This is a genomic window from Hallella faecis, assembly GCF_018789675.1.
Classification (GTDB): domain Bacteria; phylum Bacteroidota; class Bacteroidia; order Bacteroidales; family Bacteroidaceae; genus Prevotella; species Prevotella faecis.
The window spans coordinates 34,791-54,461 of sequence record NZ_JAHKBE010000017.1; the positions used below are offsets into that span (position 1 = coordinate 34,791).

Genomic DNA, 19,671 nt, shown 5'->3' on the forward strand with positions numbered 1-19,671 from the left:
CCATCATCCTTTCGGTTTTATGGCAACCGAAAAAGACGATGGCTCTTGTTATTTATGCTTCGTTGGAACGATGCCCAACGGGAGTGGTCGTGTCAGATTAGTCGATGACAACCCTTGTCCAACCGTGCTTATCCTCGACCGTTCCATACTGAATGCCACGCAGCGTCTCATAGAGCTTGGTCGACCATGGTCCGGGCTTGTCGCCGAACGCATACTTCTTTCCCGTATCGAGGTCGTCGAGCTCAGAGATGGGCGATATCACAGCGGCTGTACCGCAAGCGCCAGCCTCCTCAAAAGAGTCGAGCTCTTCCACGGGGACGGGGCGGCGCTCCACCTTCAATCCGAGGTCTTCGGCAATCTGCATCAGGCTCTTGTTGGTGATAGAAGGCAAGATCGATGTAGACTTCGGAGTGACATACGTGCCATCCTTGATGCCGAAGAAGTTGGCTGCACCGCACTCGTCGACATACTTCTTCTCCTTGGCGTCGAGATAAAACTCCGATCCGTAACCCTTCGAAGCAGCGAACATGTGGGCCTTGAGCGAAGCGGCGTAGTTGCCACCCACCTTATACACGCCTGTTCCGAGCGGAGCCGAGCGATCCCAGTCGCGCACGATGGCGTACTTATTGCATTGGAATCCCCCCTTGAAGTAGGGACCCACGGGTGTTACGAAGATCATGAAGAGGTAATCGTGAGCAGGATGCACACCCACCTGCGGTGTTATACCGACCAACAGCGGACGAATGTAAAGCGTTGCACCACTCTCGTATGTAGGGATGTACTCTTGGTTCAGCCTTACCACTTTCTCCACCATCTCGACAAACATCTCGGTCGACACCTGCGGCATGACGATACCGTCGCAAGTGCTTTGCAGGCGCTTGGCATTCTCTTCCACGCGGAAAATGCGCACCTTACCGTCAGGACAACGGTAAGCCTTGAGGCCTTCAAAAGCCTCCTGACCATAGTGCAAGCAGGTGGCTGCCATATGCATGTTGATGTACTCATCGCTGCATACTTCGATCTCGCCCCACTTACCATCATGGTAGTAGCAACGCACGTTGTAGTCGGTCTTCATATAACCGAACGTCAATTTACCCCAGTCTAAATCTTTCATAATATCTATTGTTAAGAGTTCTACATACAGTCACCTTGCAAAGGTATAAATAATAATCATCACTTGCAATTTTTAGGCGCTGTATTTCCTTGTGTTTGTTAGTTCTTTCCTTCGCCGAGGATTTTCTGAATCTCCTCGTCGGTCTTGGTGAGACGGTCTTTGCAGAGCTTGATAAGCTGCTGCGCCTTTTTCAGCTGGGCGGTCATCTCATCGATTCCCAACTGGTTGTTTTCCAGTCGTTCCACGATTTCCTCGAGTTGGCTAATCGCCATTTCGTATTTGGTTTCTTTGGCCATGGCTTTCTATAGTTTTATGAGGGTTGTTGGGTATGTGTTTCTTTGACTGTCGACAGGAACGACCCTTTCTCCACACGGGTTTCCACCACGTCGCCCACCTGCAGTGTGTCGGGGTCGCGAACAATGCGTCCATTGACCAGTGTGATGCTGTATCCGCGCGCCAGCAACACGTTGGGGTCAAGACTTTTGGCGCGCAACGCAAGTTGTTCGATGCGATGTTTCTCACCGTCCATCTTCTTTTGAACCAATGGCGCCATGCCCAAGGCGAGTCGGTCGAGACGAAACTGCTCCTTGGCCAGCAGCTCACGCATGTGGCTTGCGATAGCTGTAGAGAGCCGGTCGAGACGGGATTCCTGTCGGGCTTTCACCAATGAGAAAAGTGTGGGAATGCGCGCTGTAGCGCGATCGAGACGTGCATGTTCCAACGAAAGGCGCTGCCCGATGCGTTGCACGATGGTTTCCTGGCATCGGTCAAGCAGCAGACTCACCGCCATCAGGTTGTCGATGATGTAAGCCGCTGCTGCTGTCGGGGTTTTCACCCGTTGGTAGGCCACCATGTCGAGCACGCTCTCGTCGCGCTCATGGCCTATGCCCGTAATGATGGGGATGGGGAAGTTGGCCACGTTCTCTGCCAACGCCAGCGTGTCGAAACCGCTCAGGTCGGCCGTTGCGCCGCCACCTCTTATAATAACCACCACGTCGAAGCGGTCGGCCTCGTCATAAATGCGGTTGAGCGCGTCGATGACAGAAGGTTCCACTTGGTCGCCCTGCATGACGGCCGGGAACAAGGTAGTTGAAAACCACAAGCCGTGGGAGTTGTTGTGGAGTTGGTTGCAGAAATCGCCATAGCCCGCAGCGTTCTCTGATGAGATAACAGCAACATGCTGGGCAAACATGGGAAACAACAGCTCCTTCTGCAACTCAAACACTCCCTCCGCTTTCAGCTGGCGGATGATCTCCATGCGCTTGCGCGCCATGTCGCCCAAGGTGTAGGTTGGATCGATGTCCTGCACAATCCATGCAAAGCCGTAAGCCTCGTGGAAACTGGCTGTCACCCAAAGCAAGACCTTCAGTCCGGCATGAAGCGGCTGACCTGTCACGCGTTCAAACTTGGGTCGTAACGCACCCCAACGGTTCTTCCAACACTTGGCTGAAGCACGTGCCACAGGAGTGGAGGAGAACGGTTCCTTCTGGATGAGTTCCATGTAACAATGCCCCCTCACCTCACGCGCCTCCGACAGCTCGGCCTCAACCCAGTAGCCTGCGTTGAGTGTCGACTCGATGACCCCGCGCACCAGCGAGTTCAGTTCGTAAAGTGTCAGTGGCTTGCCCTCCATGCGTTGTCGTTTAGCGTGTTATTTGTTCAGACCCATCTGATAGGCTTTCCAAAAATTGGGAATGCCATATCCAAAGATGTTATCGGGGTAATCGGCACGATCTGCCGACTCCCTTACAAGCTGCATGATTTCCGATGCCGTCTTGTTGGGCAACGCCTGCCACAGGCAAGCCACCAAGCCGCAAGTGATGGGCGTGGAAAACGAAGTGCCGTTGGCATGTGCCACCAAGCCCTTTCCATTGATAACGGTGCAGTAACCACCCATTGCCATCACATCGGGTTTCACACGTCCGTCGTAAGTAGGACCCACGCTGCTGAACGTGGTGTTCGTGCTATCGGGAGCGAGAGCGCCTACCGTGAGAACGTCGTGAGCGTCGCCTGGGAATCCAATGCGCTTCCATTCGGCGGCGCCTGTGTTGCCTGCGCTATTGGTAAGAATCATACCCTTGCCCGAGATCATCGATGCTGTGCGCGAGATGAGAGCCGTGCGCCCGTCTTGCTCGCGATATTTGTGGCTGGCAGCCTTGTCGTCAAACTCAGTATAGCCCAACGAGGATGTCACGATGTCGGCACCCACCGAGTCGGCATACTCAACAGCCTGCGTCCAAAAGTCCTCCTCCACAAGATTCTCCAACGGTCCAAACTCGCTCCGTAACAACAAGAAGGATGCCCCCGGAGCCGTTCCCACAAAGACGCTGTCGCTATTGGCGGCAATGGTGGAGAGCACCTCGGTGCCATGGTCACGCTCATCATAGAGATTCGCCGTATAGGGATACACGAAATCGCGCGTACCCACAATATTCACGTTCTTCAAATAACCAATCTTATCAACGTTCATAAAGCCACCGTCGATCACCGCAACGAGGATGCCCTTGCCGTTGAACCCCGCCTCATGCAGTTTTTGTCCGTTGAGCATGCTTATCTGATGCTCGCCTTGTCCATAGCGGGTTTTCGCCTTGTATCGGGCGATAAGCGTGTCGGGCCTCACCGTGGAGGGAGGCGTGAGCTTCACGGAGTCGACTCCTCCAAAGACCTTCACCACCGATGTTACGAACGGCAACGCACAGAGGCGCTGGGGAGCCGATGCACAGGTGTCCTTCACCAGCACCGTATTGTTCCACTTACTGCCACCGATGATCGCAAAGCCTTGCTCTGTCATCTTTTTCAGATAAGTGCGCGAGAGGGGCAGGTCCGTTGAATCGACCAGCAGATGTTGCTTGGCGCGCCGGCGCAATGATTTCTCCGAAAGGAATTTCTCAGGATGTTTAAGCGACGCCTTACAACCCCGCTTGTCTTGCAGAGCCACTCGGTATATTTGATATTTTCCACCAGGGAAGGCTGTCATTTGGGAGCGCACTTGTGCTGTAGCCCCTATGCAGCAGAGCCATACGGCCAAAATAGTGATAATGTTTTTCATTTCCTTACATCAATTATTATAACAGGTGCAACTCTCGCACGAATGGAGGTGAAGCCGAGTGCAGCCTATCTTATGCAAAGATAGTGCCAGCGAGCGCAATGAAAGCTTGCTTTCTAATTGCCGAGTGCAGCCTATCTTATGCAAAGATAGTGAATTCCCCCGAGACAGGCACTATTTCTCAACGAAAAATGCAAGACGACCTGAAATCATAGTATGTTGTGTGCAGATTGAATTCTATCGAAAGCCAGCATCTATACACCATTGGCTTTTTTCACAACTCACCGTATCGGAGCCAAACCTAAGCGATAGCATGACAAGCCCGCTCTGAGCACTCGGGAAGCAAAATGCGTAGCATCCAAACGCCGTGAAATTAAAAATAATGGTCCTATTGCCCACCTTATCTATAATAACACCCGCCGTTCTGCGTTATATCTATATGACCAAGCCTCATTACATATCATCATTGTGCTTCCTCCTGATAGCACTCGCCGTATTGACCTCTTGCGGTGCAGAAAGGAACATGAAGAAGGGCGAGAAGTATCTTGCCCTGGGTGAATATTTCGATGCCGCCAATGAGTTTAAGCAGGCTTACCAGAAGATTCCACCTAAGCAGCGCGACAAGCGCGGGGTGGCTGCTGGTAAGATGGCGCTGTGTTACGACAAGAGCTTGCAAACGGCCAAGGGCATTGCCGCCTACCGCAACGTGATCCGATACAACCAAGCCAAGACGCAAGACCACCTGTCCTTGGCACAACTGCTCATGAAAAACGGCAGTTACAAGGAGGCCGCGGCCGAGTTCCAACTCGTGCTCGACTCCATGCCCGACAACGTATTGGCGCGCAAGGGATTGGAATCTTCCAAGGACGCGCCCACCATCAAGGAACAGGGCAGCCGATACACCGTGAAGAAGATGGACATCTTCAACTCACGACGCGCCGAATACTCGCCCATGTTGTTTGGCGACGAGTTCGACCAACTGTATTTCACGTCGACCCGCAACGAGGCGCAAGGCGATGAGTTGAGCGGCATAACGGGCACCAAACCAGCCGACGTGTTCTTCTCTGAGAAAGACGACAAGGGCAAATGGAGCAAGCCCGAACCTGTCAACGGTGGCCTCAACACCGCCTACGACGAAGGAGTGTGCTGCTTTTCGCCCGACGGACGCGAGATGTATCTCACCCAATGCGCCACCGACCCGTCGTATCCCCGCTATGCGCAGATCGTGAAGTCGAACCGGTCGGACGCAGCGTGGAGCAAGGCGTCGGAGGTGAAGCTAAGCAACGACACCCTGTCGAGTTTTGCCCATCCGGCCATATCGCCCGACGGTGAGTGGCTCTACTTCGTGTCGGACATGCCAGGAGGCAAGGGCGGACTCGACATTTGGCGCGTACGCCTGACAGCGGGCGGCTTTGGCGGAGTGGAAAATTTGGGCGAGCCGGTCAACACACCCGGCGACGAGATGTTCCCAACGTTCCGACCCAACGGCGACCTCTACTTCTCAAGCAATGGCCACAAGGGATTGGGAGGACTCGACATCTACATTGCCAAGATAGGCAAGGATCACAAATACCACCTCTCCCATCCAGGCTATCCGCTCAACTCGCAAGGCGACGACTTTGGCATGACCTTCGAGGGGCCGCACAACCAAGGTTTCTTCTCATCAAACCGAGGCGACGGTCGTGGTTGGGACCACATCTATTCGTTCTACAACCCAGAGATTGTTCAAACGGTGAAAGGATGGGTTTACGAAATGGACGGCTACGAATTGCCCGCGGCTGAGGTGTACGTGGTGGGCGACGACGGCACCAACGAAAAACTGTCGGTACGATCCGACGGCTCGTTCACCAAGGTGCTCAACGAGGGCGTCACGTATCTTTTCTTAGCCACCTGCAAGGGATTCCTCAACCACAAGGAGGAGGTTCGCGCACTGACCAATCCCAAGGAGAGCCGCGACACGACCTTGCAGTTTGCCTTGGCCAACATCTCAGCCCCCACACTCATCGACAACATCTTTTACGATTTCGACAAGGCCACCCTGCGCGACAGTTCCAAGACGGCGCTCGACCAACTGGTTACGTTGCTCAACGAGAACCCCAATGTCACCATTGAGCTCAGCGCCCACACCGACTACAAGGGATCGGAGGCTTACAACGAGCGACTCTCGCAGCGAAGGGCCGAATCGGTGGTCAACTATCTCATTGAGCACGGCATTGCCGCCGATCGACTCACACCTGTGGGTTACGGCAAGCTGAAACCCAAGACCGTGAAGAAAAAGCTCACAGAGAAATACCCGTTCCTCAAAGAGGGCGATGTGCTGACCGAGGAATTCATCAAGGCTCTGAAAGACGAGAAGAAGCAGGAAATTTGCAACCAGCTGAACCGCCGTACCGAATTTATGGTGCTGAGAACCACCTACGGTCTCTTTGACGAACAAGGTAAATTAAAAAAACAGCCCAAGAAGAAAACTGAAGGATCCAAGAAAGACCTTCAGGAGGATGGCTACAGCATTATATTCGACTAAACATCGTATGACAAAGGAGGAGGAACCATGCGTTCTTCCTCCCAATCATGAGGTACGATACACTAACACTTTGACTTATGTCCAACGACATTGCTCTTCCCAAAGCCTTCGAAGAAAGCACCAAACCCTTGTTTGGCGAGGCACGATATGCGCAGTTTTGCGAAGCCTTGCGACAGGCGCCGCAAACCACCATCAGGTTGAACCCATTTAAGATCACAGGCTGCGAACTGGCGGCAGACAAGAATTTCGCCCCCATTGCGTGGTGTGGCGAGGGCCGCGTGCTACCCCACCGCCCCGACTTCACGTTCGACCCCCTGCTCCATGCGGGTGTCTATTATGTGCAAGAGTCGTCGTCGATGTTTATCCATCATGTGGTGAGACATCTGGTCGACAGCCCTGTTGTGGCTCTCGACCTGTGTGCCGCACCGGGAGGCAAGACCACTACCCTACGCGCCGCACTGCCCGAGGGGAGCGTCGTGGTGGCCAACGAGCCCATCAAGGTACGCGCCTCCATCCTCTCGGAGAACGTGCAGAAACAGGGACATCCCGACATGGTGGTAACCAACAATTATCCACGCGACTTCCGCAAGGCCGACCTGGCGTTCGACTTCATCCTGGCCGACGTGCCCTGCTCAGGCGAGGGTATGTTCCGCAAAGACCCACAGGCCATCCAGGAATGGTGCCCACAGAACGTGGAGAAATGCGCCGAACTGCAACGTAGCATCATTGAGGACATCTGGCCAAGTCTCAAGCCGGGGGGCATATTGGTTTACTCCACCTGCACTTACAACGAGCACGAGGACGAGAAGAACATCCAATGGATCATCGACCAGTTGGGAGCCCAACTCATCAGCATACCGGTCGACCCGTCATGGCACGTCACCAGCGCCTTGGGCACCGGGCTCTCGGCAGCTCAGCATGGTGGAGAAGACGAGGGCCTGTTGCCTGTTTGCAGGTTCATACCGGGCTTCACGCCAGGCGAAGGCATCTTCATGGCGGTACTGAGAAAGCAGGACAACGACGAGGCGCCACGCCGTAAGAAAGACCGCCAGAGCGCTGCGCACACCCAACAAAGTGCATACGCCAAAGTGGCCAAACTGTGGCTTCAGGAGAATGGGGCCTCAGGCAAGGGCGCTTGGACCGTGGTGGAAACGCCAACCATCGTTCGCGCCATTCCCACACGCTGGTTGCCATTATACGAAAAGGCCGCCAAATCACTGCACGTCATCCATGCGGGCGTTGGCCTGGGCGTTCCCAAGGGCAAGCAACTCGTTCCCGCCGCCTCACTGGCCCTGTCGACAGCGCTCAACCGCAGCGCCTTCACGCAAGTGGAAATCGGTTGGGAACAAGCTATCCATTACCTCCGAAAAGAGGCCATCAGCCTATCGCCCACCACCCCGCAGGGCATTGTGCTGCTCACCTATCGGGGACAGGCCATTGGCTTTTGCAAGAACATCGGCAATAGGGCCAACAACCTCTATCCCCAAGAATGGAAGATCAAGACCACGCATCTGCCCGAACAACCCATCAACGTGTTATGACCATCGCCATCATTGTAGCCATGGGGCGCAATCGTGCCATCGGCTACCGCAACCGCTTGCCATGGTCAATCCCAGAGGATATGGCCCACTTCAAACAGCTTACCATGGGGCACACCATTATCATGGGACGCCACACGTTCTACTCGTTGCCTCATGGCGCACTGCCGGGAAGGCGCAACATGGTTGTGAGCCGAACGGTCGAGAGTATTCCTGGTTGCGAAGTGTTCCCATCGTTGGAGAGCGCCCTTGAGGCTTGCAACGCCCCAAGCGGCCATTCGGTGGGCGACGCGCAAGGCGCATCGGCAGACAACACCGTGTTTGTCATTGGCGGGGCAAGCGTCTACGAGCAGGCACTCCCGTGGGCATCGGTCATCTATCTCACAAGGGTCGACGACAGCCCGGCCAACGCCGACGCCTTCTTCCCCGAGATAGACCGAAGCCAATGGACAGAAATAAAAAAGGAGAAGCACACAGGCTTCTCCTTCATTACGTATCGTTCTAACAGATAAAGGGGTTCCTACGATTTAACTCTAATAGGTCATCAGAATAGAAAAGGAAGCTATAATGTCCTAATTGTTTTCCTATTATTGGCCTAATGACCGATTGGATGGCTTAATCTTCGCCGTCGTCCTCGTCTTCCTCCTCATCCGTATTGTCAAAGATGGGAAGCTGACGGTCGATCACGGCATTGAAGCTAACGATGGTCTCACTGCGCGACAAGCCCAGAGGCTGCAACTTATCGTGAATGATATTGAGCAGATGATGATTGTTCCTTGAATAGATCTTGATAAACATGTCGTATCCGCCCGTAGTGTAATGACACTCCGTTACTTCAGGAATAGCCTTCAGTTTCTCAACTACTGCATCGAACTCACTGGGGTCTTTCAGATAAAGGCCCACATAGGCACACGTCTCATAGCCCACCTTCTCTGGATCGATGATAAACTGGGATCCTTTCAGAATGCCCAGCGAGGTAAGCTTCTGAATACGCTGGTGAATAGCAGCACCACTTACATTACAAGCGCGCGCAACCTCAAGGAAGGGAATGCGCGCATCAGCAGAGATTAATTTTAGTATCTTTCTGTCTAAAGCATCCAAACGATGATTTGCCATAATGTTATTTTTATTACTGCGCAAAGTTAGCAATAATAATTCTATTTGGCAACTTTTCAACACATATTTATTTCAGATTGACACAAATACTCACCCATAACACACAGTTTTTTCACACAGGTCAAAAAACAAGACATAAAAATGCAAGATTACATACAAAACTCATCATTAATTCGCATATAGCGACCATTGTTGGTAGGGGCCAAAGACGCTTTGCCACCCCATGAGATTTCACGAAAAAACAAGTAGCAGGTTATCGCCCAACAAACGGCACGCCTTCCTACCACAAGCGCAATAACAAGGCATAGTCAACGTCCTACCAGGGTGCAACACGAACGTCCTGAGGCGCCTCTAACGCGCTATGCTTATTTTCTTTCCTTCGTTTCGGTAGCCGAATAGCTAATGCGCAACGCCTTGGCTTGCTGGAGCGAGCGCTTCACTTGGTTGACCAAGCCTATCGGGGTGTGTCGATCGGCCTTGATGGAAACCATCATTTGCTGTTGGTCGGAAGGCGACATGCGAGCCTTCTCTGCACTCACGTAATCGGCAACATCCTCGGGCGAAGCGAACTTATCGTTCAACTGGATGCGAATGTCTCCACCCACCTTACGTCTCAATCCATCGGAAGGATAACCTATATAGATGTAAGTAACAGCCGATTTCTTAGTCAGGCGTGTGAGCTCCGTTCCCTGCGGCACTTGATATTTTACCTTTACGGCCACCTTCTGCATGTGGGTGACAATCATGAAGAAGAACAACACGGTAAAGATCAAGTCGGGAAGCGATGCTGCGTTCAGTCCTGGCACCTCGTATTTACGTCGTTTGAACATGCTCATGGGCGTTCCTCCTTTCCCGTACCAGCGGCCTCCGTTTCGCCCACACCGTAAGCATTCGCCGCCGAAACGGCAGCCTGCCCATAATCCTCAGCGATGCGCTGAGGGCAGATGTCTTTCACATGGTTACGCTGTTCCTCTGTAAGCTTAGCGAAAGGCTTACCATAGGTCTTCATGGCCGCTTCGTTGCGCAGGCGTCCATAAGCCATCACCAATTGGTTTTGCAATTGGAAATAGATGTCGTAGTTGGCCTCGGGAGCCGCCTCAATCTTCACCAGATGCTTGCGCCCCACCCTTCTCACAAACGCTTCGGCCAGTCCACACACCTTGTTCACGGGTGTAGGCTTACCGTCAACGAGCAGCGCGTTGTCCTTGGTGATGGTCAGGGTCATCAGCGTTCCCTTCTCCACCTGCGACACTTGCTGCTCCTGCTTATCGGCCGGGGGCAACTGTCGCGTCAAGCCCTTGTCGACATCCATGTTTGTTGTCACCAAGAAAAAGATGAGCAACATGAACGAGATGTCGGCCGTCGACGTGGTGTTCAGTCCAGGAACCTGATGTCTACGCTTAGCGAACATGATCTCTCCTCATAAAATTTGTGGCACCATACGCCATGGCTCCGATAGCAACGACTATCAGAACCAGCGACGACACGATGAGCATATCGGCCGTTTTGAGCCAAAACTCATCCGTATACTCCACCCCATTGATGACCATAGAGTGGGCCGATCCCAAGAGAAAAGACAGCAAGAGCAGCGCAGCCGTGCCCCACGACACAACATACCCTATCTTCTTGATAGGCACATTGTTCTCATAAGCCTCACTCTTCCCTCTGACCTTCAGGCTTCTCGTCATCGACCACACGGCACAACCCATGGCCAAAACCACCAACAGTTCCATGAAGACGATGAGCACATCCGTGAAAAGAGGAGCCACAAAGTTAGGGTCCTCATCGTAAGGACGGTTGTAACCCACCAGTCCAAACAATGCGAACAGCAAGATAACAAGGGCTATGAGCAGGCCCAGCACTTTCGACGACAGCTTCTCCGCAGGCAGTTGCCGCCAACGATGGGGAAGCGTAATCATTGTCTTGTGAGTTTATATTTCATCATAGAGTCGAGCAAAGTGATGGCCGACTCCTCCATTTGTGAGGTCAAATGATCGATCTTTGAAAGGATGTAATTGTAGAACACCTGCAATATCAGGGCCACAATGATACCGAAGATGGTGGTGATGAGCGACACCTTCATGCCCGCGGCCACAATGGTCGGACTGATGTCGCCCGCCGTTTGGATTTGGTCGAACGCCATCACCATGCCTATCACCGTGCCGAGGAAACCGAGCGACGGTGCCATGGCGATGAACAAGGTAATCCATGAGCATCCCCTTTCGAGATTGGCGCTTTGCACCGAACCATAGCTAACGATGCTCCGCTCCACGTTATCCATCGACTCGCCAATGCGCTCCAAGCCTTGATAGCAGATGGATGCCACGGGGCCTCGGGTGTCGCGGCATTGCGCCTTGGCGCCTTCCACGTCGCCACTCATGATCTTCGCATCGAGGTCTTTCATGAATTTCTTGGCGTTGATCTCCGAAAGACTGAGATAAATGATGCGCTCAATGCAAAAGGCCAAGCCCAAAACCAATGCCAGGGCCACCAGCGACATGAACCCTGCGTTACCCTCGATAAACTTTGTCTTCAAGGCCTTGTGGAACCCCACTTCCTCGACCGGGGCCACAGAGGCGCTATCAACGGCCATGGTTTCGTCCATCAACGCCTCATTGTCGAGGCTGTCTTGCCCAGCCTCAGTCGCCGTACTATCCTTCGTTTCTTTCGAAGCGGACGCCGATGGAGCCGTTGCCGATGCCGCCTGGGCTGTAGCCGGCGCACCTTGAGCCTCAGCAGGCTGCACGCCCACCGTCAACGCAGAAAGAACAAACACAAGGGAAATGGCGAGATATGCAATTTTCTTTTTCATCTTTACATCGATTAAAGCCACAACTATCAAACGCATGGTGCGGAAAGAGGGGGATTCGAACCCCCGAACCGCTTTAGGCGGTTACACGCTTTCCAGGCGTGCCTCTTCAGCCACTCGAGCACCTTTCCTCATGTGTTTGAATCTGCAAATCTCTGTTGCGAGCGCAAAGATACTCCTTTCCAAAAGAAAGCAAGCACAAAGCTGTAACTTTTAAGTTTCTTTAATGGTTTAACATTGGACGTCTGAAACCGCCTCGATACCGAACACCCGTTTCACATTTTCGTTGGTTTGATGAGCCAATTCATCGGGGGTCACGCCATAGCTTTTCGCCAACGTGGAAAGCACATCCATGACATACGCACTTTCGTTACGCTGTCCGCGATGCGGCACGGGAGCCATATAGGGACTATCGGTTTCGAGCACAATGCGGTCCATGGGAACCACGGCCGGCAAATCCTCGCGCAGATGGCTGGTCTTGAAGGTGGACACACCGCCTATGCCAAGCACAAACTTATCAAACGAGAGCAACTCCTCGGCCTCTTTCTGGTTTCCGGTGAAGCAATGGAACACGCCACCAGGCAAATTCGACTTGTACTTGCGCAGCACACGCACCATCTCGCTTTGCGCCTTGCGACAATGGATCATCAGGGGAAGGCCCGTAGAGACCGACCATTGCACCTGCATCTTAAAGGCCTCGAGCTGCTCTTGGGCAAACTCGCGGCTCCAATAGTAATCGAGCCCCACCTCGCCAATGGCGATGATGCGCCCGCGAGCGTCGCCCTTCTCCTTGGCCTCAGCCCTGTCGGCCCGAATAATATTGGCCAACTCCGTCAACTGTTCAAACCAGTCTTCCCGCACTTCCTCGGGGTGCAATCCCACCATGGGGTAGGCATAGCCTGGGTAAGCCTGGCTCAAAGCCATAATGAAGCGGGCCGTCTTGAGGTCGATGGCTGGCAAAAACACTTTGCACACACCTGCTGCGCGAGCACGCTCAAAGACCGCCGCGCGGTCCTCGTTAAACTCCACGGCATCGAGATGCGTATGGGTATCTATCACATTTATCATCTTTCCGAATAAAATAAGGACAAGAACGGAACCGCAATAGGCTCCGATCAATATTGTCGTTTCATCATACGCTGGGCATACTGGCGCAACTCCTCCTTGCGATCAGCCGACACACCAACAGCGTCGAGATATTTCTTACTCTGCTCAAAATAGTAGGCGATGCGCTCTTGGGCCATCTTATCGATGCCTATCTCGTTATACAGGCGTGTCACAGCCTCCACCTTCTCCTTGCGGTCGAACGTGGGCGCAGCCACCCAACGCTTCAACTCCTCGAGCTGCTCGGCGTTGGCGTGGTTGAAGGCGTTGATGAGCATGAAGGTTTTCTTGTTGGAAGTGATGTCGCCACCAATTTCTTTTCCAAACACCTTACTGTCGCCATACACATCGAGGTAATCGTCTTGCAACTGGAAAGCCAAACCAATTTGCTCACCAAACTTATAAAGGTTGTCGGCGTCGACAGGCGAAGCGTCGGCCATGATGGCGCCAATCTTCAGGGCGCAAGCCAGGAGCACGCTCGTCTTGAGGCGTATCATCTCTATGTATTCGGCCTCGGCCACATCGTCGCGCGTCTCAAACTCCATGTCATACTGTTGGCCCTCGCCTATCTCCAAAGCCGTTTCGGTGAAGGTGTCGAGCACCGGTTTGAGCTTGTCGGTCAGGCCGCTGGCCATGCGTTGGTACGACAGCACCAACATGGAGTCGCCCGAAAGGATGGCCGTATTGGCATTCCAACGCTTGTGAACGGTCTCGTGGCCACGACGCAGGTCGGCGTTATCCATGAGGTCGTCGTGCAGCAGGGTGTAATTGTGGTAGGTCTCCAATCCCACGGCCTGCATCAAGATGCTCTCGGGGTCGTTCTTAAACAGGTTGTAGGCCATGAGCATCAAGACGGGTCTGATGCGCTTGCCACCCATGGAGAGGGTGTAGCTCACGGGCTCATAGAGACTCTTGGGCTCACGGTCGTAAGGCAGATTGTCTAAAAATACATTTACCTTGTTTAAAAGTTCATCGGCAGTAAACATCATGGTTCTATATTTTTCTTGATTGATTATCACAATTGGAAGTTGACGGGCACGGCCACCATCGTGCGGCACGGCTTCTCGTTCATGAGGCCGGGCTTCCACTTGGGCATCATGCGAATGACGCGTAGGGCCTCGCGGTCGAGTATGGGGTCGCACGATTTCTCTATCTTCGGACTGGCGATGCTGCCATCCTTATTGACAAGGAACGACACCACCACCTTGCCTTGGATCTTCTGTGCCTGCGCATAAGGTGGATATTTCAGGTTGCGTGTCAGCCATTTCATAAATTCGACCATGCCTCCGGGAAACTCGGGCAGTTGCTCCACCGTGCGGAGCACATCGCTATCCTGGCTCACGGTGATTTGCGGCAGGGCCTCGGTCACGTTGGCGTCCTTTTGCACGCCCTCACCATCGCCTATGACGAGCTTGCTGGTAACGGGCGCTATCTTTTCGGAATTGTCGGCCGCCTCAGCGCTTTCCTCCACCTTATTGGTTACAGCCTTCGCCGCCGGAGCCGACACAGCCGATATCATGTCGTGGGTGTCCATGGCAGGCATGAGGGCAATGTCCTGCGCCATATCGTCGAGCACACTTTCATCGTCAGCCCCATTGTCGGGCCAGGAGGTATACTCCATGGCCACGAAGAACACCGACAGCGACAGGATAAGCCCGAGCAGGAAGAATCCCGTCCTCCTCCGTTCCAAGTCTGCGCTGATGTTTTTTTTGATTTCCATGGACAAGCAATAATCTTTCCCTACATGCGTTATCTATACGATAAACGTTATGCAAATTTACAGTAAATATTGAAAAAAGCCGTATCTTTGCCCAATAATTAGAGAATTTAAATGAAAAAAGCGGTTTTTGCCCTTCTGTTAACGCTCTCGTCGCTGATGGCACATGCTCAGGACGAAAGCCAAACAGGATATAATTTCCTCCGACTGCCTGTCAGCGCCCACGCTGCCGCCTTGGGAGGCGACAACGTTTCGCTCATCGAAGACGACGAAACGATGATCTTCCATAACCCCGCCTTGCTCTCCTCGGTTACCGACAAGACGATCAACCTCAACTACATGAGCTACATGTCGGGGGTCAACACGGCCAGCGCCTCGTTCAACCGCGTGGTGAAGGAGCGGGCCTCATGGGCCGTCAGCGGCCAGTATCTCGACTATGGCAAGATGAAGGAGATGAACGAAAACAATGTGCAGACGGGCGAGTTCTCGGCACGTGACATCTCCATGGCGGGCTATTTCTCGTATATGCTCACCAATCACATCGCAGGCGGAATCAGCGCCAAGCTCATCTCATCGTTCATAGGCGACTACTCATCGGTGGCGTTCGGCGTGGACCTGGGCCTCAACTATTTCGACGACAAGCACCAATGGTCGGTCTCCATGGTGGCCAAGAACCTGGGCGGACAGCTCAAGGCCTACGACGAGGAGTACGACAAGATGCCGCTCGACGTGCAAATTGGCGTATCGAAAGCGTTTGCCAACGTGCCCCTTCGCCTACATCTCACATGGGTCGACATCAACCACCCCAAGTATAAGTTTATCAACCACCTCGTGGTGGGCGCCGACTTCCAACTCTCCGACCAGATATGGATTGGCGGCGGATACAACTTCAGGAGGGCCAACGAGATGAAAATACAGTCGACCGATGGCAAGAGCAGCAACGGAGCGGGTCTGTCGCTGGGTGGCGGTCTCAACCTGAACCGATTCAAACTGAACATTGCCTACGCCAAGTACCACGTGTCGAGCAGTTCGTTGCTGTTCAATGTGAGCTACGTGTTGTAGAAACGAAAACATACAAATAACCACTATGAAGAAAATTGTGATAGCTATTGATGGCTTTTCCTCTTGCGGAAAAAGCACAATGGCCAAAGACTTGGCCCGACGCATAGGCTACGTCTATGTAGACACGGGCGCCATGTACCGTTCGGTGACGCTCTTCGCCCTGAACCACCACCTCTTCAACGAGGACGGATCGGTGAAGGCCGACCAACTGGAAAAACTCATGCCCGAGGTGAACATCTCGTTTAAGTTCAACACGGAGACGGGGCGCCCCGACACGTACCTCAACGGTGTGTGTGTGGAAAACGACATCCGCGGCATGGAGGTGAGCTCGCACGTCAGTCCGATTGCGGCCATCCCGTTTGTGCGTGAGGCGCTCGTGGCGCAGCAGCAGCGCATGGGCGGCGACAAGGGCATCGTGATGGACGGACGCGACATCGGCACAACGGTATTCCCCGAAGCCGAACTGAAGATCTTCGTAACGGCATCGGCCGAGGTGCGTGCGCAACGTCGCTACGACGAGTTGAAGGCAAAGGGCGCCGAGGCCAACTACGACGACATCCTGAAGAACGTGCAGGAGCGCGACTATATCGACACGCATCGTGAGGTGTCGCCCTTGCGCAAGGCCGACGATGCCTTGGAGCTCGACAACTCGCACATGACCATCGAGGAGCAAAACGCATGGCTCATGCAGCGGTTTGAGCAGGCCACTAAGTAATCATCCCCGACATCGGCCAATCCGCCTTCATGAGCGGGGGCCATAGCATACCGAATCCGCAATGCCTACAACGTGGGCGTTGCGGATTTGCTTTTAACCCAAAGCAGTCATTAGACCGATTCGGGTTAAAAATAACATCACCATTCGGTGAGATTGAATGGCTCATGGTAACGCAGCAAAGGTTGTTTGAAATTTTGGGTAAAAAGTTGTGTCAGGATTTTGCGTGAAATAGAGAATGAAACAGCCGTTTTTACGAGATGGAAGCCCCAAAAACGAGCCATGCGGTTGCGGTTGGGCATGTATCGAGTTGCGTAAAGGCATGTTTCGCACCTCGGTTGCGTATGTTTCGAGGCACGATCGGGCATGTTTCGCAATGCGGTTAGGCATGTTTCGCAAGACGGGAGGCTGGACAAGAAATAGCACAAGATTCGCTTTAATGATAAGTAGCTGAATACATGACAGTTACAAGACGCGTCAAGAATCGCGTGTTTGCAACCAATCTCACACTTGCTGACGAATAAGTGTTAAAAAAGGGAGATGCTTGTCGACATATTTCGCATACACACGAACACCCCCGCACTTCTTTCGCGACCACGTGAGAACGGGGAGCTAAGCATCACGTTATAACAACAACAAATCCGCAACGTCCAGCATACGGGCGTTGCGGATTTGTTGTTGATATTTATAAATGTGGCATAAGCGACCGGCGCATGTCGCAACACGCATCGGCCGCCCATACCTACCAAGGTTACTTCTTCGTACGTGTAGCCTTCACGAAGTAGGCAATCAGCATGACATAAGCCAACAGGGAGACGGCCTCCGACATGGGGTTCTGCCACCAAGCGTCGGCAACCGAGCACTCGATGCCACCAAACTTCATCAGGGCCGACACCACGCCCATCAGCGCTCCACCAGCAATGAAACCGCTTGCTATAAGAGTGCCCTTGTCCACACGTGCCTTATTCTCCTCGGCACTCTTAGAGCGGCTACCCACAAACCAGTTGACGGCGCCACCGATAAGCAACGGCAGGTTGAGCTGGATGGGGATGAACATACCCAGGGCAAAGGCCAATGCCGACACCTTGCAACGATCGAGCACCAACGCAATCACGGCACCGATGCCATAGAGCAGCCAAGGCGCTCCCTGACCGCTCATCAACGGAGCGATAACGGCAGCCATGGCATGGGCCTGCGGAGCGGCCAGGGCGTCGCCCTTGAAGCCATAGGTCTCGTTGAGCAGAATCATCACACCAGCCACAGTGGCAGCCGACACGATGGTTCCGAGGAATTTCCATCCTTCCTGTTTCTTGGGTGTGGTACCCAACCAGTAGCCAATCTTCAGGTCGGTGATAAACGAACCGGCCATCGACAGAGCCGTACACACCACACCACCCATGAGCAGAGCGGCCAGCATGCCAGCGCTACCCTTCAGACCTACGGCCACCATGACCACCGAGGCCAGGATGAGGGTCATGAGCGTCATGCCCGACACAGGATTGCTACCCACAATGGCAATGGCGTTGGCGGCCACCGTGGTAAAGAGGAAAGCGATGATGGCTACCACCAACACGGCAACCGTGGCGTGCAGAAGGTTGAGATTCATCACCCCAAAGAAGAAGAAGGCATAGATGATCAGCAGGGTCAGCACGCTGCCAATGGCGATAATCTTAAACGAGATGTCGCGCTGTGTGCGTTGCACCCCAGCCGAGTCAGGACTCTTGCCCTTCATCTCATGGGCGGCCAGCGATACGGCGCTGCGAATGATGCCCCAGCTCTTCACGATGCCGATGATGCCGGCCATGGCGATGGCGCCGATGCCCATGCTACGCGCATAACTGGTGAAGATGGCCTCAGGACTCATGTCGCCTACGGTGATGGTAATGGTGGGATCCCACTGGTTGAGCACCGTGTTGGGGAAGATGACGGCCATGAGCGGCACGATAATCCACCACACAAACACCGAACCGGCGCAGATGATAGCGGCATAGCGCAGGCCAATGATGTAGCCCAAGCCCAGCACAGCGGCTCCGGTGTTCACCTTCAGCACCAACTTGGCCTTGTCGGCCAGGTCCTGACCGAGACCAATCATGCGTGAGGTGACATTCTCGTTCCACCAACCAAAGGTGGCAACGATGAAGTCGTAGGCACCACCTACCAAACCAGCTACGAGCAACGGCTTGGCCTGTGAGCCTCCCTCGCCACCCGACACGAGCACCTGCGTGGTGGCTGTGGCCTCTGGGAAGGGATATTTTCCATGCATATCCTTCACAAAATACTTACGGAAAGGAATGAGGAAGAGAATGCCCAGGATGCCACCCAATGCGGCGGCGATGAAAATCTTGATGAAGTCGGCCTGCAGGTCGAGCATGTAGATGGCGGGCATAACAAAGATGCCGCCAGCAACAACAGCGCCCGAGCAAGCTCCGATGCTCTGGATAATGACATTCTCGCCCAGCGCATTCTTGCGGTGTGTGGCCGTAGAGAGACCAATGGCGATGATGGCAATGGGAATGGCGGCCTCAAACACCTGTCCCACCTTCAGGCCAAGGTAAGCGGCGGCAGCCGAGAACAGTACCACCATGACCAAACCCCAGGTAACCGACCAGGGAGTGACCTCACGGTAAGTCTTGTTGGGACTCATAAGAGGTTCGTAGGTCTCGCCGTCCTTCAACTCGCGAAACGCGTTTTCGGGCAACACTACTGCCCCTTTTTCTTTTTCTTTGTCCATTTCTGATAGATTTATTGCTGTGAATTGATTTCCGTACAAAACGAATGCAAGTGGGCGCCATGAAAATTCGCCCTCGAATGGCCGAGTGCAGCCTATCTTATGCAAAGATAGTGCAAGCGAGAGCCATGAGAACTTGTTCTCGGATGGCCGAGTGCAGCCTATCTTATGCAAAGATAGTGCAAGCGAGAGCCATGAGAA

18 protein-coding genes and 1 tRNA gene are annotated in these 19,671 nt (G+C 53.6%); 5 read left to right on the top strand and 14 right to left on the bottom strand.

The annotated features are described in order from the left end of the window. Positions 1–97 precede the first annotated feature (97 nt). The 4 genes from KM934_RS05835 to KM934_RS05850 all read right to left on the bottom strand — a co-directional run bounded on the left by KM934_RS05835 (position 98) and on the right by KM934_RS05850 (position 4,163). Positions 98–1,114, bottom strand: coding sequence for a branched-chain amino acid aminotransferase (locus KM934_RS05835; protein WP_215759682.1), 1,017 nt, complete (start codon positions 1,112–1,114; stop codon positions 98–100). A gap of 98 nt (positions 1,115–1,212) precedes the next feature. Continuing rightward, the gene (gene xseB, locus KM934_RS05840; RefSeq protein ID WP_215759683.1) at positions 1,213–1,410 is read right to left on the bottom strand and encodes an exodeoxyribonuclease VII small subunit; all 198 of its coding nucleotides are present in this window, start codon (positions 1,408–1,410) and stop codon (positions 1,213–1,215) included. Between the two features lie 14 nt (positions 1,411–1,424). Further along, on the bottom strand, positions 1,425–2,747 hold the full coding sequence (xseA, locus tag KM934_RS05845) for an exodeoxyribonuclease VII large subunit (RefSeq protein ID WP_215759684.1): 1,323 nt from the start codon (positions 2,745–2,747) through the stop codon (positions 1,425–1,427). A gap of 18 nt (positions 2,748–2,765) precedes the next feature. Then, positions 2,766–4,163: a S8 family peptidase gene (locus KM934_RS05850; protein WP_215759685.1), complete on the bottom strand. Its 1,398-nt coding sequence runs from the start codon at positions 4,161–4,163 to the stop codon at positions 2,766–2,768. 436 nt (positions 4,164–4,599) lie between these two features. Between KM934_RS05850 and porE the strand changes: the two genes are divergently transcribed. From porE to KM934_RS05865, 3 genes are all read left to right on the top strand, one after another. Then, entirely contained in the window at positions 4,600–6,684 is a 2,085-nt protein-coding gene (porE, locus tag KM934_RS05855; protein WP_215759686.1) for a PorE family type IX secretion system protein, read from the top strand. A 77-nt stretch (positions 6,685–6,761) separates the two neighbouring features. After that, positions 6,762–8,225, top strand: coding sequence for a methyltransferase RsmF C-terminal domain-like protein (locus tag KM934_RS05860; RefSeq protein ID WP_215759687.1), 1,464 nt, complete (start codon positions 6,762–6,764; stop codon positions 8,223–8,225). Further along, positions 8,222–8,734 carry a dihydrofolate reductase gene (locus KM934_RS05865; RefSeq protein ID WP_215759688.1) on the top strand — a complete coding sequence of 171 codons (513 nt, stop codon included), beginning with the start codon at positions 8,222–8,224 and terminating at the stop codon, positions 8,732–8,734. The genes KM934_RS05860 and KM934_RS05865 overlap by 4 nt, the downstream gene beginning before the upstream one ends. A gap of 103 nt (positions 8,735–8,837) precedes the next feature. Here the strand turns inward: KM934_RS05865 and KM934_RS05870 are convergent, their stop codons facing one another. The 9 genes from KM934_RS05870 to KM934_RS05910 all read right to left on the bottom strand — a co-directional run bounded on the left by KM934_RS05870 (position 8,838) and on the right by KM934_RS05910 (position 14,971). Next, complete coding sequence (locus KM934_RS05870; protein WP_215759689.1) at positions 8,838–9,338, bottom strand: Lrp/AsnC family transcriptional regulator; 501 nt, start codon at positions 9,336–9,338, stop codon at positions 8,838–8,840. 365 nt (positions 9,339–9,703) lie between these two features. Then, positions 9,704–10,174 carry an ExbD/TolR family protein gene (locus KM934_RS05875; protein ID WP_215759690.1) on the bottom strand — a complete coding sequence of 157 codons (471 nt, stop codon included), beginning with the start codon at positions 10,172–10,174 and terminating at the stop codon, positions 9,704–9,706. Next, the gene (locus KM934_RS05880; protein WP_215759691.1) at positions 10,171–10,749 is read right to left on the bottom strand and encodes an ExbD/TolR family protein; all 579 of its coding nucleotides are present in this window, start codon (positions 10,747–10,749) and stop codon (positions 10,171–10,173) included. Before KM934_RS05880 ends, KM934_RS05875 begins: the two co-directional genes overlap by 4 nt. Then, a complete protein-coding gene (locus tag KM934_RS05885; protein ID WP_215759692.1) occupies positions 10,739–11,257 on the bottom strand; it encodes a hypothetical protein in 519 nt (172 codons plus the stop codon). Before KM934_RS05885 ends, KM934_RS05880 begins: the two co-directional genes overlap by 11 nt. Beyond that, on the bottom strand, positions 11,254–12,150 hold the full coding sequence (locus KM934_RS05890; RefSeq protein WP_252344911.1) for a MotA/TolQ/ExbB proton channel family protein: 897 nt from the start codon (positions 12,148–12,150) through the stop codon (positions 11,254–11,256). Before KM934_RS05890 ends, KM934_RS05885 begins: the two co-directional genes overlap by 4 nt. A 40-nt stretch (positions 12,151–12,190) precedes the next feature. Beyond that, positions 12,191–12,278 (bottom strand) — tRNA-Ser (locus tag KM934_RS05895). Between the two features lie 100 nt (positions 12,279–12,378). Next, complete coding sequence (locus KM934_RS05900) at positions 12,379–13,215, bottom strand: TatD family hydrolase (protein ID WP_215759693.1); 837 nt, start codon at positions 13,213–13,215, stop codon at positions 12,379–12,381. Positions 13,216–13,262: 47 nt separating this feature from the next. Continuing rightward, positions 13,263–14,237, bottom strand: a complete 975-nt coding sequence (locus KM934_RS05905) for a polyprenyl synthetase family protein (RefSeq protein ID WP_215759704.1) — start codon at positions 14,235–14,237, stop codon at positions 13,263–13,265. A 29-nt stretch (positions 14,238–14,266) separates the two neighbouring features. After that, the gene (locus tag KM934_RS05910) at positions 14,267–14,971 is read right to left on the bottom strand and encodes an energy transducer TonB (RefSeq protein WP_215759694.1); all 705 of its coding nucleotides are present in this window, start codon (positions 14,969–14,971) and stop codon (positions 14,267–14,269) included. A 111-nt stretch (positions 14,972–15,082) separates the two neighbouring features. Here KM934_RS05910 and porQ point away from each other — a divergent pair, with 111 nt between their 5' ends. Then, positions 15,083–16,030 (top strand): type IX secretion system protein PorQ, encoded by a 948-nt coding sequence (gene porQ, locus KM934_RS05915; protein WP_215759695.1) that lies wholly within the window; start codon positions 15,083–15,085, stop codon positions 16,028–16,030. Positions 16,031–16,055: 25 nt separating this feature from the next. Beyond that, positions 16,056–16,745, top strand: coding sequence for a (d)CMP kinase (gene cmk / locus KM934_RS05920; protein WP_215759696.1), 690 nt, complete (start codon positions 16,056–16,058; stop codon positions 16,743–16,745). A 748-nt stretch (positions 16,746–17,493) separates the two neighbouring features. Here the strand turns inward: cmk and KM934_RS05925 are convergent. Then, positions 17,494–19,473 (bottom strand): OPT family oligopeptide transporter, encoded by a 1,980-nt coding sequence (locus tag KM934_RS05925; RefSeq protein ID WP_215759697.1) that lies wholly within the window; start codon positions 19,471–19,473, stop codon positions 17,494–17,496. Positions 19,474–19,671: the final 198 nt, after the last annotated feature.

Excerpts from the sequence above, each read along its gene's own strand:
- KM934_RS05835 (WP_215759682.1), bottom strand. The coding sequence starts at position 1,114 with ATGAAAGATTTAGACTGGGGTAAATTGACGTTCGGTTATATGAAGACC.
- xseB (WP_215759683.1), bottom strand. The coding sequence starts at position 1,410 with ATGGCCAAAGAAACCAAATACGAAATGGCGATTAGCCAACTCGAGGAA.
- xseA (WP_215759684.1), bottom strand. The coding sequence starts at position 2,747 with ATGGAGGGCAAGCCACTGACACTTTACGAACTGAACTCGCTGGTGCGC.
- KM934_RS05850 (WP_215759685.1), bottom strand. The coding sequence starts at position 4,163 with ATGAAAAACATTATCACTATTTTGGCCGTATGGCTCTGCTGCATAGGG.
- porE (WP_215759686.1), top strand. The coding sequence starts at position 4,600 with ATGACCAAGCCTCATTACATATCATCATTGTGCTTCCTCCTGATAGCA.
- KM934_RS05860 (WP_215759687.1), top strand. The coding sequence starts at position 6,762 with ATGTCCAACGACATTGCTCTTCCCAAAGCCTTCGAAGAAAGCACCAAA.
- KM934_RS05865 (WP_215759688.1), top strand. The coding sequence starts at position 8,222 with ATGACCATCGCCATCATTGTAGCCATGGGGCGCAATCGTGCCATCGGC.
- KM934_RS05870 (WP_215759689.1), bottom strand. The coding sequence starts at position 9,338 with ATGGCAAATCATCGTTTGGATGCTTTAGACAGAAAGATACTAAAATTA.
- KM934_RS05875 (WP_215759690.1), bottom strand. The coding sequence starts at position 10,174 with ATGAGCATGTTCAAACGACGTAAATACGAGGTGCCAGGACTGAACGCA.
- KM934_RS05880 (WP_215759691.1), bottom strand. The coding sequence starts at position 10,749 with ATGTTCGCTAAGCGTAGACATCAGGTTCCTGGACTGAACACCACGTCG.
- KM934_RS05885 (WP_215759692.1), bottom strand. The coding sequence starts at position 11,257 with ATGATTACGCTTCCCCATCGTTGGCGGCAACTGCCTGCGGAGAAGCTG.
- KM934_RS05890 (WP_252344911.1), bottom strand. The coding sequence starts at position 12,150 with ATGAAAAAGAAAATTGCATATCTCGCCATTTCCCTTGTGTTTGTTCTT.
- KM934_RS05900 (WP_215759693.1), bottom strand. The coding sequence starts at position 13,215 with ATGATAAATGTGATAGATACCCATACGCATCTCGATGCCGTGGAGTTT.
- KM934_RS05905 (WP_215759704.1), bottom strand. The coding sequence starts at position 14,237 with ATGTTTACTGCCGATGAACTTTTAAACAAGGTAAATGTATTTTTAGAC.
- KM934_RS05910 (WP_215759694.1), bottom strand. The coding sequence starts at position 14,971 with ATGGAAATCAAAAAAAACATCAGCGCAGACTTGGAACGGAGGAGGACG.
- porQ (WP_215759695.1), top strand. The coding sequence starts at position 15,083 with ATGAAAAAAGCGGTTTTTGCCCTTCTGTTAACGCTCTCGTCGCTGATG.
- cmk (WP_215759696.1), top strand. The coding sequence starts at position 16,056 with ATGAAGAAAATTGTGATAGCTATTGATGGCTTTTCCTCTTGCGGAAAA.
- KM934_RS05925 (WP_215759697.1), bottom strand. The coding sequence starts at position 19,473 with ATGGACAAAGAAAAAGAAAAAGGGGCAGTAGTGTTGCCCGAAAACGCG.